Below are 15241 nucleotides of genomic sequence, written 5' to 3'. Positions count from 1 at the left end.
TTTATCATTTTGACTAGCTACTTATCAAGAGTAAATTGAAAAGTGACATAAAAAACCAGGCGCAAGGCAACAATTGCAACTACAGGCTACGGAACAGATTGCAAAACGGGCCCAAACGGACATTGTGGATTGGATAGCGACATCTTGACAATGGTTTGGAACGGACTGTAAGGGTTATCAGTGAATAATATCTATGATGGCGAGGATTTAGGCAAAAGTTTGAAAGCAATCGCTCAAGGTTTTAATCGTTTAGCGAAATATAAAAAACCGCAAAAAATTTAATTGGGTACATGCAAACAATTGATGAAGTGGCCGTTAATAAGATTGACATCTCTTACAACCAGCACATGTTGTGTGAAAAAACACGTGCTTTTATGATCCGAACACTATATCAATCAAAAGATCTAGGGGCTTATGCTACTTGTAAAAAGTGGAAAAACAGTCCAAAGGCACCTAAAATCTTTAAAACTTTTTGTGCAGCAAAAGGGTGGTAATCAATATGAGTAATTTGGAATTAGTAAGTTTTTTAGTATTTATTTTTGTCGGTGTAAAGTTGATAAATTTATTAATTTCAATGATTCTTACTAGAAATATTGATGTTATTAAAAAGAGAAAAAAGGGTTTTCTATATGATTACACTAAAATGAAATTAGGGGAAAATATTTTTAATAACAGATAAAGATGGATAGTAAGAAATTTTGGCGGTAAATTCAAACCATTAACAAAAGAAAATCGGAGCTTAAACTGACAGGTATGTTGATGGCGAATTTGAACTTGATGATTTGAGAAAAATGATAATGGCAAAATAAACGAAATGAAATACAAGAGATGCGAGGGAATTTTTCGTATCTTTTTATTTTGTTTTTTTGCTCGGCGAGCATTAGAGGGAGGGTCAATGGGGAATTAATTCCCCTTCGGTGCGGCTTCGCCACGGTCTTAGCCCTCGGCAGAGCGCACGTTTTGGCAAGTGGAAACATCTTATCCTCCTCTAAATTTTAATCCCATAAAAATTTTAAAAAACCTATTGCCAAGCCAGTAAAAAGGTGTTATATTAATAATCGTTGTCTGAACGAGCGAGAGCGTCGCGATAAAAAAGATTTTAAAAAGTTGTTGACATCTTCTCGTCAGATTGATATACTAATAAAGTCGCTCAAAAGAGCGGCGCCAAGTTTGATCTTTGAAAACTGAACGAAACGAAACGTCAATCAATAATTGATTAGTCAGCTTTAATTATGAGCTAACCAAACTTTACATGAGAGTTTGATCCTGGCTCAGGACGAACGCTGGCGGCGTGCCTAATACATGCAAGTCGAGCGGACAAAAGAGGAGCTTGCTCCTTTTTAGTCAGCGGCGGACGGGTGAGTAACACGTGGGCAACCTGCCTGTAAGACTGGGATAACTCCGGGAAACCGGGGCTAATACCGGATAATTTCTTTTTCCGCATGGAGAAAGGATAAAAGACGGCTCTGCTGTCACTTACAGATGGGCCCGCGGCGCATTAGCTAGTTGGTGGGGTAACGGCCTACCAAGGCAACGATGCGTAGCCGACCTGAGAGGGTGATCGGCCACACTGGGACTGAGACACGGCCCAGACTCCTACGGGAGGCAGCAGTAGGGAATCTTCCGCAATGGACGCAAGTCTGACGGAGCAACGCCGCGTGAGTGATGAAGGTCTTCGGATCGTAAAACTCTGTTATCAGGGAAGAACCCGCATCGGAGTAACTGCCGGTGCGTTGACGGTACCTGACCAGAAAGCCACGGCTAACTACGTGCCAGCAGCCGCGGTAATACGTAGGTGGCAAGCGTTGTCCGGAATTATTGGGCGTAAAGCGCGCGCAGGCGGCTTCTTAAGTCTGATGTGAAAGCCCACGGCTCAACCGTGGAGGGTCATTGGAAACTGGGAGGCTTGAGTGCAGAAGAGGAGAGCGGAATTCCACGTGTAGCGGTGAAATGCGTAGAGATGTGGAGGAACACCAGTGGCGAAGGCGGCTCTCTGGTCTGTAACTGACGCTGAGGCGCGAAAGCGTGGGTAGCGAACAGGATTAGATACCCTGGTAGTCCACGCCGTAAACGATGAGTGCTAAGTGTTAGGGGGTTTCCGCCCCTTAGTGCTGCAGCAAACGCATTAAGCACTCCGCCTGGGGAGTACGGCCGCAAGGCTGAAACTCAAAGGAATTGACGGGGGCCCGCACAAGCGGTGGAGCATGTGGTTTAATTCGAAGCAACGCGAAGAACCTTACCAGGTCTTGACATCCCGATGACCGCTTTAGAGATAAAGTTTTCCCTTCGGGGACATCGGTGACAGGTGGTGCATGGTTGTCGTCAGCTCGTGTCGTGAGATGTTGGGTTAAGTCCCGCAACGAGCGCAACCCTTGATCTTAGTTGCCAGCATTAAGTTGGGCACTCTAAGGTGACTGCCGGTGACAAACCGGAGGAAGGTGGGGATGACGTCAAATCATCATGCCCCTTATGACCTGGGCTACACACGTGCTACAATGGATGGTACAAAGGGCCGCGAGACCGCGAGGTGGAGCGAATCCCATAAAACCATTCTCAGTTCGGATTGCAGGCTGCAACTCGCCTGCATGAAGCCGGAATCGCTAGTAATCGCGGATCAGCATGCCGCGGTGAATACGTTCCCGGGCCTTGTACACACCGCCCGTCACACCACGAGAGTTTGTAACACCCGAAGTCGGTGGGGTAACCATTTGGAGCCAGCCGCCGAAGGTGGGACAGATGATTGGGGTGAAGTCGTAACAAGGTAGCCGTATCGGAAGGTGCGGCTGGATCACCTCCTTTCTAAGGATAATTGAAATGTGGAGGCGACTGCTCGGCTGCGACCGGCGCTGTAGCTTCTGACGAAAAGTCCGCAGGACTTTACAGAAGAAGCGAAGCGATCTCGAGCAGCCAGGAGCCGCAACTGGACATTTCCAATAGATACAACATTGACGCTTTCGTTTCGTTTAGTTTTGAGAGGTCAAACTCTTTAAATCCCAAGTGGGCCTGTAGCTCAGCTGGTTAGAGCGCACGCCTGATAAGCGTGAGGTCGGTGGTTCGAGTCCACTCAGGCCCACCATCCCACATTTGGTAATAAAAATGGGGATTTTTCTACTTTATGGGGCCTTAGCTCAGCTGGGAGAGCGCCTGCTTTGCACGCAGGAGGTCAGCGGTTCGATCCCGCTAGGCTCCACCATATTTGTGCCTTTGCGATTTTGTAGCCGAGGACTTGGTTGCTATTAGCCGCAAAATTGCATAAATGTGCTGATGAATCACACCATGTGATTGGGTTCAGCCTACTTTGTTCTTTGAAAACCGGATAACATGAGAAGAAACAAACCGAGAATCGTTCACCTTATGGATGATCCATTATGGAGCAACCATGAGAAGTGTAAAACCTTTAGGTTTGAGTGTCAGTATCACTCAACCAAGGGCAACGAGAAGCGGGAAGATCAAGGAAGCGACCGAATGAGCACCGGAGCGCACATGAAGTGCGTAATGACGTGAATGAGGGAGCTGACATAGAGATTCGATGCTAATCGTTGACCGAAAAAAGATTAAGTTAATAAGGGCGCACGGTGAATGCCTTGGCACTAGGAGCCGATGAAGGACGGGACGAACACCGATATGCTTCGGGGAGCTGTAAGCAAGCTGATCCGGAGATTTCCGAATGGGGAAACCCACTGCCAGTAATGAGGCAGTATCCATTTCTGAATCCATAGGGAATGGAAGGCATACCCGGGGAACTGAAACATCTAAGTACCCGGAGGAAGAGAAAGAAAAATCGATTCCCCCAGTAGCGGCGAGCGAAACGGGAAGAGCCCAAACCGAAAGGCTTGCCTTTCGGGGTTGTAGGACACTCAAAGTGGAGTGATAAAGGAACGGCGTAGACGAAGCGGCCTGGAAAGGCCGGCCAAAGAAGGTAACAGCCCTGTAGTTGAAACGTCGTTCCCTCCCGAGTGGATCCTGAGTACGGCGGGACACGAGAAATCCCGTCGGAATCCGGGAGGACCATCTCCCAAGGCTAAATACTCCCTAGTGACCGATAGTGAACCAGTACCGTGAGGGAAAGGTGAAAAGCACCCCGGGAGGGGAGTGAAATAGAACCTGAAACCGTGTGCCTACAAGTAGTCAGAGCACAATAAGTGTGATGGCGTGCCTTTTGTAGAATGAACCGGCGAGTTGCGATTTCATGCAAGGTTAAGTTGAAAAGACGGAGCCGCAGCGAAAGCGAGTCTGAATAGGGCGCAAGAGTATGAGGTCGCAGACCCGAAACCAGGTGATCTACCCATGTCCAGGGTGAAGGTCAGGTAACACTGACTGGAGGCCCGAACCCACGTATGTTGAAAAATGCGGGGATGAGGTGTGGGTAGGGGTGAAATTCCAATCGAACCTGGAGATAGCTGGTTCTCTCCGAAATAGCTTTAGGGCTAGCCTCAAGGTGAGAGTATTGGAGGTAGAGCACTGTTTGGACGAGGGGCCCTCATCGGGTTACCGACTTCAGACAAACTCCGAATGCCAAATACTTATCCTTGGGAGTCAGACTGCGAGTGATAAGATCCGTAGTCGAGAGGGAAACAACCCAGACCACCAGCTAAGGTCCCCAAGTATACGTTAAGTGGAAAAGGATGTGGAGTTGCTTAGACAACCAGGATGTTGGCTTAGAAGCAGCCACCATTCAAAGAGTGCGTAATAGCTCACTGGTCGAGTGACTCTGCGCCGAAAATGTACCGGGGCTAAACGTATCACCGAAGCTGTGGATTGCAATAGCAATGGTAGGAGAGCGTTCCAAGCGCGGCGAAGTCGTCTTGAAAGAGGCGGTGGAGTGCTTGGAAGTGAGAATGCCGGTATGAGTAGCGAAAGAAGGGTGAGAATCCCTTCCACCGAAAGCCTAAGGTTTCCTGAGGAAGGCTCGTCCGCTCAGGGTAAGTCGGGACCTAAGCCGAGGCCGAAAGGCGTAGGCGATGGATAACAGGTTGAGATTCCTGTACCGCCTCATTGCCGTTTGAGTGATGGAGGGACGCAGGAGGATAAGGCAAGCGCGCAGCTGGAAAAGCGCGTCCAAGCAGTAAGGCCGGTAAGTAGGCAAATCCGCTTACCGTGTAGGCTGAGCTGTGATGGCGAGGGAAAAAAAGTACCGAAGTTCCTGATTCCACACTGCCGAGAAAAGCTTCTAGCGAGGCAATAGGCGCCCGTACCGCAAACCGACACAGGTAGGCGAGGAGAGAATCCTAAGGTGAGCGAGAGAACTCTCGTTAAGGAACTCGGCAAAATGACCCCGTAACTTCGGGAGAAGGGGTGCTTTTTAGGGTGAATAGCCCTGAGAAGCCGCAGTGAATAGGCCCAGGCGACTGTTTAGCAAAAACACAGGTCTCTGCGAAGCCGTAAGGCGAAGTATAGGGGCTGACGCCTGCCCGGTGCTGGAAGGTTAAGAGGAGAGGTCAGCTTAGGCGAAGCTTCGAATTGAAGCCCCAGTAAACGGCGGCCGTAACTATAACGGTCCTAAGGTAGCGAAATTCCTTGTCGGGTAAGTTCCGACCCGCACGAAAGGCGCAACGATCTGGGCACTGTCTCAACGAGAGACTCGGTGAAATTATAGTACCTGTGAAGATGCAGGTTACCCGCGACAGGACGGAAAGACCCCGTGGAGCTTTACTGTAGCTTGATATTGACTGTCTGTGCAGCTTGTACAGGATAGGTAGGAGCCATGGAAACGGGAGCGCCAGCTTCCGTGGAGGCAACGGTGGGATACTACCCTGGCTGTATGGACCGTCTAACCCGCGACCCTGATCGGGTTGGGAGACAGTGTCAGGCAGGCAGTTTGACTGGGGCGGTCGCCTCCTAAAAGGTAACGGAGGCGCCCAAAGGTTCCCTCAGAATGGTTGGAAATCATTCGCAGAGTGTAAAGGCAGAAGGGAGCTTGACTGCGAGACCTACAAGTCGAGCAGGGACGAAAGTCGGGCTTAGTGATCCGGTGGTTCCGCATGGAAGGGCCATCGCTCAACGGATAAAAGCTACCCCGGGGATAACAGGCTTATCTCCCCCAAGAGTTCACATCGACGGGGAGGTTTGGCACCTCGATGTCGGCTCATCGCATCCTGGGGCTGTAGTCGGTCCCAAGGGTTGGGCTGTTCGCCCATTAAAGCGGTACGCGAGCTGGGTTCAGAACGTCGTGAGACAGTTCGGTCCCTATCCGTCGCGGGCGCAGGAAATTTGAGAGGAGCTGTCCTTAGTACGAGAGGACCGGGATGGACGCACCGCTGGTGTACCAGTTGTCTCGCCAGAGGCATAGCTGGGTAGCTATGTGCGGAAGGGATAAGTGCTGAAAGCATCTAAGCATGAAGCCCCCCTCAAGATGAGATTTCCCATTGTCTGGCTTGCCAGGCAACGTAAGATCCCTGAAAGATGATCAGGTAGATAGGTCCGGTGTGGAAGTGTGGCGACACATGGAGCTGACGGATACTAATCGATCGAGGACTTAATCAAACGAAAAAGCGTAGGACGCTCGTCCATCGCTGTAGCTCACTGGAGCTTCTGGCGGAAAAGTCAATCGACTTTGCCAGAAGAAGCGAAGTGACGCAAAGCGATAGCGTCCGGAGCTGGATTGAACACGAAGCGCAAAACGGTTCTCGGACTTCTTCTCATGTATCCCGGTTTTGAGAGAATGAATCTCACAACAACATATGTCTGGTGACGATAGCGAAGAGGCAACACCCGTTCCCATCCCGAACACGGAAGTTAAGTTCTTCAGCGCCGATGGTAATGAGGGGTTTCCCCTTGTGAGAGCAGGACGTTGCCGGGCAAACAGGACATCCATATTAATGGATGTCTTATTTTAGTTTATTTAAAAAGTATTGAAAGATATAAAGAAACTCAATGTAAGCGAGGATCAGAAGGACCAAGAAGATCAAGGAATCAAGGGAGAGAGACTCGCAATGGGCAATGCCCATGAGAATCGAGCGAGTGCAGATGACGAAGAGATTCGCCGGTCATCATGATCCGCAGCCCGAACACGGAAGTTAAGTTCGCGCGCCGATGGTAATGAGGGGCTTCCCCTTGTGAGAGCAGGACGTTGCCGGGCAAGCGAAAACATAGAGTGGATACGCTCTATGTTTTTTCATTACCCGTTAAATAATCAAGAATCATTTGTGGACTTTTTTCAGCCGTAATATTTAAAAAAGCATGGATGAATGGATAATCAAGATCAGATGCCGTTTTTATGAGGTCCATCCACCACTCCGTTTCATAACGGGCGATCATGCTTAAATTAAATAGGAGCAAATAGTGAATCAAAAGGTCGGGAAGAAGAATGGCGGCTTGTAAGGAGGAGCCAAGTCCAAATTTCTCTTTAAATATGTGATAACGAAAAGGCGGAAAGAAGTTCGTCCGCTTGCCGTCAATGAGAATCTCTGTTTCCTTCTCTTTGTTTTCAAGCCAATAAATCATTTCAGGATGCTTGCTATCTAAAAATTGTTTTAACCTCTGAACACTTATATGATAGTTCAGCGCTAATTCAGCAGGGATTGTCCAAATATTGCCGGGGAGTTGCTTCAGTAGCATAAAATTGCTTTTACCACTCGTAAATAAGTACAGGTCGTCCAGTTCCGGAACTTGAGCCAGTAACTCCCCCATTTTATATTTCTCTCCTTCCAAGTGTTTTAGTTGATACATTTGCTCTGAAAAATAGGTGCATAAGCCGTTTTTTTGAACTTTTACTTCATCTTCCAGAAATTGATAGTTCCGCTTTTTCCTTTTTCGTGCAGAAACGCCGTGAGCCAAAACAGAGGTTGTGCCGGGATAGTTTGGGTCCACTGTAAGAAGGCATGCCTTTAATAAATGAATTAATCCATAATAAAGCAATATAGGTCTGATGGAAAATGGCGATTGGTCAGCTTGGGTGTAGTATGTTTCGCCTTGTTCTAAATAGTACATAAATGGGTAACAATTATCATAGCTTTTTCTTTCGGCATCCTCTATATGGTGGTTTTCATATTTTCTTTTTAAATAAGTTTGAACTGTAGTTGCCGACCGAAAAAAATTGAATTGCATCCATATTTTTTTGTATGTTGACAGACAAAACACCTCCGAATAATTAGAAAAATTGAACATCACCCATTAACCTTGACAGTATTTTAACCAATTGATAACCTACTAATAATATTTTGGGCAGGGGGACGAAAAAAAATGTGGGAGTCAAAGTTTGTAAAAGAAGGATTAACATTTGATGATGTGTTGTTAATCCCGGCTAAATCTGAGGTCTTGCCGAAAGAAGTTGATTTGAGTACAAGCCTGACAGACAGCCTAAAGCTGAACATCCCTATTATCAGTGCAGGAATGGATACTGTTACCGAGTCAGACATGGCCATTTCCATGGCACGCCAGGGCGGTCTGGGTGTCATTCACAAAAATATGAGCATTGAACAACAGGCCGAACAAGTCGATAAGGTAAAACGGTCTGAAAGTGGCGTGATAACTGATCCGTTCTTCTTGACCCCGGAACATCAAGTGTATGATGCCGAGCACTTAATGGGGAAATATCGGATTTCAGGAGTCCCGATTGTTAATAATGAAGAAGACAAAATATTGGTCGGCATTATTACAAACAGGGATATGCGTTTTATTCAGGATTACTCTCTTCCAATTACCGAAGTCATGACGAAAGAAAATCTTGTTACGGCATCTGTCGGAACTTCCCTTGCCGAAGCGGAAAAAATACTTCAGGAACATCGTATTGAAAAATTACCTTTGATTGATGATAAAGGAGTCCTGAAAGGATTAATTACTATCAAAGATATAGAAAAAGTGATCGAATATCCAAATTCCGCAAAGGACGAAAAAGGCCGTCTGCTTGCAGGCGCTGCAGTCGGGATTGCGGCAGACACATATAAGCGGGTAGAAGCGCTTGTCAATTCACAGGTTGATGCCATCGTTGTTGACACGGCCCATGGCCATTCAGCCGGTGTGTTAAAAACTGTCCGGGAAATTCGTAAGCTATATCCCCATTTGAACTTGATTGCTGGTAACGTTGCAACAGCAGAAGCGACGAGGGAATTATATGAAGCGGGTGCGGATGTTGTAAAAGTGGGCATTGGACCGGGTTCCATATGTACAACCCGCGTTGTAGCAGGAATTGGTGTCCCGCAAATTACAGCTATTTATGATTGCGCGACAGAAGCGAGGAAGCATGGAAAAACGATCATTGCTGACGGGGGCGTTAAATATTCCGGCGATATCGTGAAGGCTCTTGCTGCAGGAGGACATGCTGTCATGCTCGGAAGCTTGCTTGCCGGAACGTCGGAAAGTCCAGGAGAAACAGAAATTTTCCAAGGTCGTCGTTTTAAAGTATATCGTGGCATGGGATCGGAAGGCGCCATGCAAAAAGGATCGAAGGACCGTTATTTCCAAGAAGATGCGAAAAAGTTTGTCCCAGAAGGAATCGAAGGACGCGTTCCTTATAAAGGGCCGCTCGCAGATACCCTTTATCAACTGACTGGAGGTCTTCGAGCCGGAATGGGTTACTGCGGTGCCGCCGACTTGGAGTATTTCCGTGAAAATGCCCAATTTATCAAAATGACCGGTGCCGGACTTCGTGAGAGCCATCCGCATGATGTGCAGATTACGAAAGAAGCGCCAAACTACTCATTATCATAAAAAAATGGCAAAAGCCCTGATGAATCCAGTGAATGGGCTTTGCTTTTTTTTGTTATGAAACTGAAAAGAAGACAGCCTACTCAACGATGTTTTTCTATGTTAAAATGACAAAGGTGTACATATAATTTGGAGGGTAAACTTGTGATAATTCGGAAAAAGATACCATTTTTAGCGTTTTTTCTGTCGTTACTTATGTTCGTTAGCATGATCACTGTTCCTGAACGTGCTTCCGCTGAGGATGCGCTCGATATTAACGCGGATGCGGCAATCCTCGTTGAAGCAAGTACAGGAAAGGTACTGTACGCAAAAAATGAAGATACTGCGCTCGGCATTGCCTCAATGTCCAAAATGATGACTGAGTATCTAATGTTCGAAGCGATTAAGGATAAAAAAATATCTTGGGAACAGGAACAAACCATCAGCGATTATGTTCATCAGGTTTCTATTGATACAAATCTTTCAAATGTACCGCTTGAAGCGGGGAAAAAATATACGATTCGACAATTATATGAAGCGATGGCGATTTACTCGGCAAATGGCGCCACGATCGCCATTGCCGAAGCCATTGCCGGTTCCGAGAAGAAGTTTGTCGACTTAATGAACAAAAAAGCGGAAGAACTGGGTCTTGAAAACTATAAGTTTGTCAATTCCACCGGTCTAAACAATAAGGATTTAAAAGGCAAACATCCAGAGGGAACCAAGCCAGAAGATGAAAATATCATGTCTGCACGATCAATGGCAAAACTGGCTTCCCGTCTGATGAATGATTATCCCGAAGTATTGGAAACAACGAGCATACCTGAGAAAGAATTCCCTGGTAAGCCTGGAAAAATGGTGAACTGGAACTGGATGCTCCCATCTCTAGATTTTAGCTATGAAGGCGTAGATGGATTAAAAACCGGGACAACAGACTTTGCTGGGTACTGTTTTACCGGGACGGCTAAACGGGATGGTTTAAGGGTTATTACGGTTGTCATGAACGCGAAAGGAAAAAACGGCCAAGGTGATTACAAATCCAGATTTAATGAATCCAAAAAAATGATGGACTATGCTTTTACAAACTTCTCTGTAAAAGAAATATATCCGAAAGGTTATCAAGTAAAAAATAATAAAACGATACCTGTCATAAGCGGAAAAGAAAAATCTGTCTCCATTCAGTCTGAATCCCCTTTAAAAGTGGTAGTGAAAAACGGGGAAGAAAAAATGTACAAACCTCGTGTTAAAATAGATAAGAAGAAATTGAATAAAGAAGGGAAATTGACCGCACCGATTAAAAAAGGTGAAAAAGTGGGCGTTCTGGAAGCCGCATATGAGGGAGAAGATCCTTACGGCTTTTTATCAAAAAGCAAAACGGCATCTGTCAATATGGTGACAGGAGAAAAAGTGGAGAAAGCCAATTGGTTTGTTCTAATGATGCGCGGAATAGGCGGCTTTTTCGGCGATGTTTGGGATAGCTCGGTTAAAACAGTCAAAGGTTGGTTTTAAAAAATATCTGTTGGTTTAGAAAAGCGGACAGATGACAATTATATAGATAAGACAGTACATTTGCATTCCACTTGGATATGTAGTATATTATCAACAAAATACGAGCGAATGCGTTGAGAGGAAATAGTAGCGGAACAGTGTCCTTTAAGAGAGCCGGTGTTTGGTGAAAACTGGCGGCACTGCCTGTGAATCCGTCCTTGAGCAAAATGCCGAACCGCCGATCATTTCGGGCAAGTAAGCATTTTCGGGATCACCCCGTTATCAGGCAAAGAGGAAAGCTCAGGCTTTCAATTTGGGTGGCAACGCGGGTAAACTCTCGTCCCTTTGGGATCGGGAGTTTTTTTGTTTAAATAAAATATTTTGGGAGGTAATCGTATGCTGGATATGAAGGTTCTTCGAGGGAATGTAGATGAAATCAAGAAAAAATTGCAGCATCGCGGCGAGGATTTGGCTGATTTAGATAAGTTTGAACAACTTGATCAAAAACGGAGGGAAATGATTGTTCAATCGGAACAGTTAAAAAATAACAGAAATGAAGTTTCAGAAAGAATCGCCCAGTTAAAAAAAGAAAAGCAAAATGCCGATCATTTGATTAGTGAAATGCGGCAAGTCAGCCAGCAAGTAAAGGAATTGGATAGAGAACTCCGTGTGATTGAAGAAGAGTTGCAGCAATTACTTTTAGCTATTCCCAATATTCCTCATGAAAGTGTTCCGGTAGGAGAGACGGAAGATGATAATGTAGAGATAAGAAGATGGGGTAATGTTCCACAATTTACATTTGAGCCGAAACCGCACTGGGAATTGGCCGATGACTTGAATATATTGGACTTTGAACGGGCGGCAAAAGTTACTGGAAGTCGATTTGTCTTTTATAAAGGCCTTGGAGCCAGGCTTGAACGGGCTCTCATTAATTTCATGATGGATCTTCACGTGGAAGAACACGGGTATGAGGAGATGTTGCCGCCATACCTTGTGAATCGTGCAAGTATGACGGGAACGGGACAATTGCCGAAGTTTGCGGAGGATGCGTTTCATGTTGAAAGTGATGATTTTTTCCTTATCCCGACTGCGGAAGTCTCAGTGACCAACTACCATCGAGATGAAATATTGGACGGCGATCGCTTGCCGATTAACTATGTGGCTTACAGTGCATGTTTTCGTTCAGAGGCCGGGTCTGCGGGGCGAGATACGCGCGGCTTGATCCGCCAACATCAATTTAATAAAGTGGAATTAGTTAAATTTGTAAAACCGGAAGATTCTTATGCCGAACTTGAGAAACTGACAAACCACGCGGAAAAAGTATTACAGCTTTTGAATTTGCCGTATCGCGTCATGAGCATGTGTACAGCGGATCTTGGTTTTACAGCAGCCAAGAAATATGATCTTGAAGTATGGATTCCGAGCTATAAAACATACAGAGAAATTTCTTCTTGTTCAAACTTTGAAACGTTTCAGGCAAGAAGAGCCAATATCCGTTTCCGCACTGAACCAAAAGCCAAACCGCAACATGTGCACACGCTGAACGGATCTGGCTTGGCAGTAGGAAGAACGGTGGCGGCAATCTTGGAAAACTACCAACGAGAAGACGGAAGTGTTGAAATTCCGGAAGTGTTGCGCCCTTATATGAGAAATAAAGAAGTCATTAACTGAAAGAAGCGGTTCAAATGAGCCGCTTTTATTTTTTCACTACATTAAAATTGTCAGTAATCAAGAGCCAGTTTTGTGGAAAAGACAGCCCAAGTTTCCAATAGCCGACACCCCGAAGATCGAGCTCTTTAACCAAATCAAATTTTGCCTGGATGGAACGCGCATCTTCAAACCAAACTTCATGCCTGTTCCCTTCTCCGTCCGTATAATGAAAAAAAGGGGCTTGTGCAGTTGTATCGTATTCGATGGCTACATTGTTTTCAAGGGCAATCCGAATGGCCTCCTGGGGGCTTACAGCTTTTGCCGTCGTTCCCTTGACGAACGGAAGCGTCCAATCATAGCCATACAGATTTTGTCCCATCATGATTTTACGTGAAGGCATTTCGGTTAGCGCGTACTCCAATACATCCCGAACTGGTCCAATGGGGGAAACAGCCATTGCGGGACCGCCGCTGTAGCCCCATTCATATGTCATGATCAAAGAGTAATCGACAATTTCGCCGTGCGCCCGATAATCATGCCCCGCATACCATTCCCCCACCTGTGTAGCACTTGTTTTGGGAGCAAGTGCCGTGGAAATGATATAGCCTTCCGCATGGAAACGGTCGCGTGCTTTTCGAAGAAATTGGTTATAAGCTTCACGATCTTCCGCTGCAATCCTTTCAAAATCAAAGTGAATATCGGTAAAGCCGACCCTTTTGGCTTCTGTTGCAATATTTTCCAAAAAAGTTGTTTGCACTTGTTCATTTGTAAGCAAAATATGAACAAGTTCAGTATTAAATTGTCCTTCTTCCTGGTTGGCCAAGACCATGGCGAGAGATGTGTTGTTTGCGCGGGCAATTTCGGGAAAACGATTTAACTGGGGGGGATCTAATGTTCCGTCACGTTTTGGCAAGTAAGCAAATGGAGCCAAATATGTTAAGTAAGGAGATGCTTCTCTCGCACTCGACTCCAAAACGGGGGATACGGTCCCCGTACGCCTCGGCTCGACATAAGCTAAAAACTCTCCTTCTCGCTTTGGTCCCTGTGGGATATAGAGCCGCAAGCCAACCCGAATAGGCTGGTTGACACTAATCCCATTGATTCGGGCAAGCTCTTGATAAGAAATGCCAAATCTTCTCGCGATTGTATAGAGGCTGTCACCAGGCTGTACCCAATAAAACCTGCCGATAATCGGAATGACAATCGCTTGCCCGACCACAAGCCGATCGGGATTTTGTAAATCATTGGCTTCCGTTATGATAGCTGGAGCTATCCCGTACAAGGAAGCGATCGAGGACAAAGTCTGATTGGGCTCGACGACATGGATTTGCATGTTTACCCTCCTTAACCACCTTAGTCAAACGTTTATCTTGTCCCATTGTATGCATGCCAGGAAAATTAAAGACCTCTAATAAAAAATTTTGGTACAATCATATGTAGCAAAAATGAGGAGAAAAACGATGGAAAATGAAGAGAAATATATGAATGTTGCAATTGAAGAAGCGAAGAAGGCCCGCTCAATTGGTGAAGTTCCCATCGGGGCTATCATTGTCTTAAATGGGAAAATCATCGCTAAAGCATCAAACCGACGGGAAACGGAGCAAAATGCCGTAGCGCATGCCGAAATCATCGCCATTCAGGAAGCTTGCCGGACACTAGGGACATGGCGTCTTGAAAATGCGGAACTATATGTAACGTTGGAGCCATGTCCGATGTGCAGTGGCGCTATCATTTTATCGCGTATAAAAAAAGTCGTATACGGAGCTTCTGATCCAAAGGCCGGTTGTGCGGGAACACTTATGAATTTGCTTTCTGATGCCCGCTTTAATCATCAAAGTGAAGTGGTCGGCGGAGTATTGGCGGATGAATGCGGAGAGCTTCTAAGCCAATTTTTTCGTGAACTTCGCAGGAAAAAGAAGGGATAAAGTGAAGCTTCAATAGCCGGATAGTTCCACAGAAGGTGGACCATGCAGACATTGCCATAGGATATGTTCTTAGCTTGCCAGTTAACTGTATCCGACTGATTGTTAGTAGAACCAATCGGGCATATACTGGCAGTCGATATCCAATGTCATTTCACTCACAATTTTTTAAAAAGGTGATTTTACTGCCAGTTAATGCCGGACAAACTTTCCTTTAGTAAACATTGATTTTATGCTGAAAAAGTGGTACAATAATTCTTACCGTGCTAGACGGGGAAATAGCGGAGCCCTGTACCCGCAATCCGCTCCAGCGGGGTTGAATCCCTTCCCGAGGCTGTTGTTTTGTAAGGATCTGCCTCAAGTAAGTGGTGTGGACATCTGGGTCCTGCGCAATGGGAACCCATGAACCATGTCAGGTCCGGAAGGAAGCAGCATTAAGTGGGCCATCCCATGTGCCGCGGGGCAGCCTGGATCGAGCTAACTGCTAGAGTAACACTTATGAAACACTGTCGACGGAAGGTGCACGGCAATCCATTCAATATCAAATCCATCTGCAA

At 46.1% G+C, this 15241-nt stretch carries 7 protein-coding genes, 2 tRNA genes, 3 rRNA genes, 1 other RNA gene and 1 other annotated feature; of the genes, 11 read left to right on the top strand and 2 right to left on the bottom strand.

Annotated features, from left to right (window positions below; genetic code table 11):
• Positions 1-499 precede the first annotated feature (499 nt).
• The 6 genes from MHB50_RS20000 (at position 500) to rrf (ending at position 6799) form a co-directional block, all read left to right on the top strand.
• Positions 500-679, top strand: coding sequence for a hypothetical protein (locus MHB50_RS20000; protein ID WP_340084611.1), 180 nt, complete (start codon positions 500-502; stop codon positions 677-679).
• A gap of 569 nt (positions 680-1248) precedes the next feature.
• A 16S ribosomal RNA gene (locus tag MHB50_RS19995) occupies positions 1249-2799 on the top strand.
• Between the two features lie 200 nt (positions 2800-2999).
• Positions 3000-3076: transfer RNA gene (locus tag MHB50_RS19990), tRNA-Ile, on the top strand.
• Positions 3077-3117: 41 nt separating this feature from the next.
• A tRNA-Ala gene (locus MHB50_RS19985) sits at positions 3118-3193 on the top strand.
• A gap of 359 nt (positions 3194-3552) precedes the next feature.
• Positions 3553-6483 (top strand): 23S ribosomal RNA (locus MHB50_RS19980).
• A gap of 200 nt (positions 6484-6683) precedes the next feature.
• A 5S ribosomal RNA gene (rrf, locus tag MHB50_RS19975) occupies positions 6684-6799 on the top strand.
• The 16S, 23S and 5S rRNA genes sit together here with 2 tRNA genes alongside, the layout of an rRNA operon.
• 305 nt (positions 6800-7104) lie before the next feature.
• Here the strand turns inward: rrf and MHB50_RS19970 are convergent.
• Positions 7105-8046: a YaaC family protein gene (locus MHB50_RS19970; protein ID WP_077111899.1), complete on the bottom strand. Its 942-nt coding sequence runs from the start codon at positions 8044-8046 to the stop codon at positions 7105-7107.
• Between the two features lie 135 nt (positions 8047-8181).
• Between MHB50_RS19970 and guaB the strand changes: the two genes are divergently transcribed.
• From guaB to serS, 3 genes are all read left to right on the top strand, one after another.
• Positions 8182-9648, top strand: coding sequence for an IMP dehydrogenase (gene guaB / locus MHB50_RS19965; RefSeq protein ID WP_077111898.1), 1467 nt, complete (start codon positions 8182-8184; stop codon positions 9646-9648).
• Positions 9649-9840: 192 nt separating this feature from the next.
• On the top strand, positions 9841-11133 hold the full coding sequence (locus MHB50_RS19960) for a serine hydrolase (protein ID WP_077111909.1): 1293 nt from the start codon (positions 9841-9843) through the stop codon (positions 11131-11133).
• Positions 11134-11237: 104 nt separating this feature from the next.
• Positions 11238-11460 (top strand) — a binding site (T-box leader).
• A gap of 48 nt (positions 11461-11508) precedes the next feature.
• On the top strand, positions 11509-12783 hold the full coding sequence (serS, locus tag MHB50_RS19955) for a serine--tRNA ligase (RefSeq protein WP_077111897.1): 1275 nt from the start codon (positions 11509-11511) through the stop codon (positions 12781-12783).
• Positions 12784-12808: 25 nt separating this feature from the next.
• Here serS and MHB50_RS19950 read toward each other — a convergent pair whose 3' ends face one another.
• The gene (locus MHB50_RS19950) at positions 12809-14095 is read right to left on the bottom strand and encodes a glycoside hydrolase family 18 protein (protein ID WP_077111896.1); all 1287 of its coding nucleotides are present in this window, start codon (positions 14093-14095) and stop codon (positions 12809-12811) included.
• A gap of 127 nt (positions 14096-14222) precedes the next feature.
• On the opposite strand from MHB50_RS19950, the gene tadA reads away from it, so the two are divergent.
• Both tadA and ffs read left to right on the top strand, forming a co-directional pair.
• Positions 14223-14687 carry a tRNA adenosine(34) deaminase TadA gene (gene tadA / locus MHB50_RS19945; RefSeq protein WP_077111895.1) on the top strand — a complete coding sequence of 155 codons (465 nt, stop codon included), beginning with the start codon at positions 14223-14225 and terminating at the stop codon, positions 14685-14687.
• Between the two features lie 258 nt (positions 14688-14945).
• Positions 14946-15211: signal recognition particle sRNA large type (ffs, locus tag MHB50_RS19940), an RNA gene on the top strand.
• Positions 15212-15241 lie beyond the last annotated feature (30 nt).

The organism is Siminovitchia sp. FSL H7-0308 (assembly GCF_037980985.1).
GTDB classification, from domain to species: Bacteria; Bacillota; Bacilli; order Bacillales; family Bacillaceae_C; genus Siminovitchia; species Siminovitchia thermophila.
Note: the sequence above shows the minus strand (reverse complement) of the source record. Positions and strands in the feature narration are given on the sequence as shown.

What these genes read in the sequence shown, in the direction of transcription:
- MHB50_RS20000 (WP_340084611.1), top strand. Translation starts at nt 500, where the DNA reads ATGAGTAATTTGGAATTAGTAAGTTTTTTAGTATTTATTTTTGTCGGT.
- MHB50_RS19970 (WP_077111899.1), bottom strand. Translation starts at nt 8,046, where the DNA reads ATGCAATTCAATTTTTTTCGGTCGGCAACTACAGTTCAAACTTATTTA.
- guaB (WP_077111898.1), top strand. Translation starts at nt 8,182, where the DNA reads ATGTGGGAGTCAAAGTTTGTAAAAGAAGGATTAACATTTGATGATGTG.
- MHB50_RS19960 (WP_077111909.1), top strand. Translation starts at nt 9,841, where the DNA reads ATGTTCGTTAGCATGATCACTGTTCCTGAACGTGCTTCCGCTGAGGAT.
- serS (WP_077111897.1), top strand. Translation starts at nt 11,509, where the DNA reads ATGCTGGATATGAAGGTTCTTCGAGGGAATGTAGATGAAATCAAGAAA.
- MHB50_RS19950 (WP_077111896.1), bottom strand. Translation starts at nt 14,095, where the DNA reads ATGCAAATCCATGTCGTCGAGCCCAATCAGACTTTGTCCTCGATCGCT.
- tadA (WP_077111895.1), top strand. Translation starts at nt 14,223, where the DNA reads ATGGAAAATGAAGAGAAATATATGAATGTTGCAATTGAAGAAGCGAAG.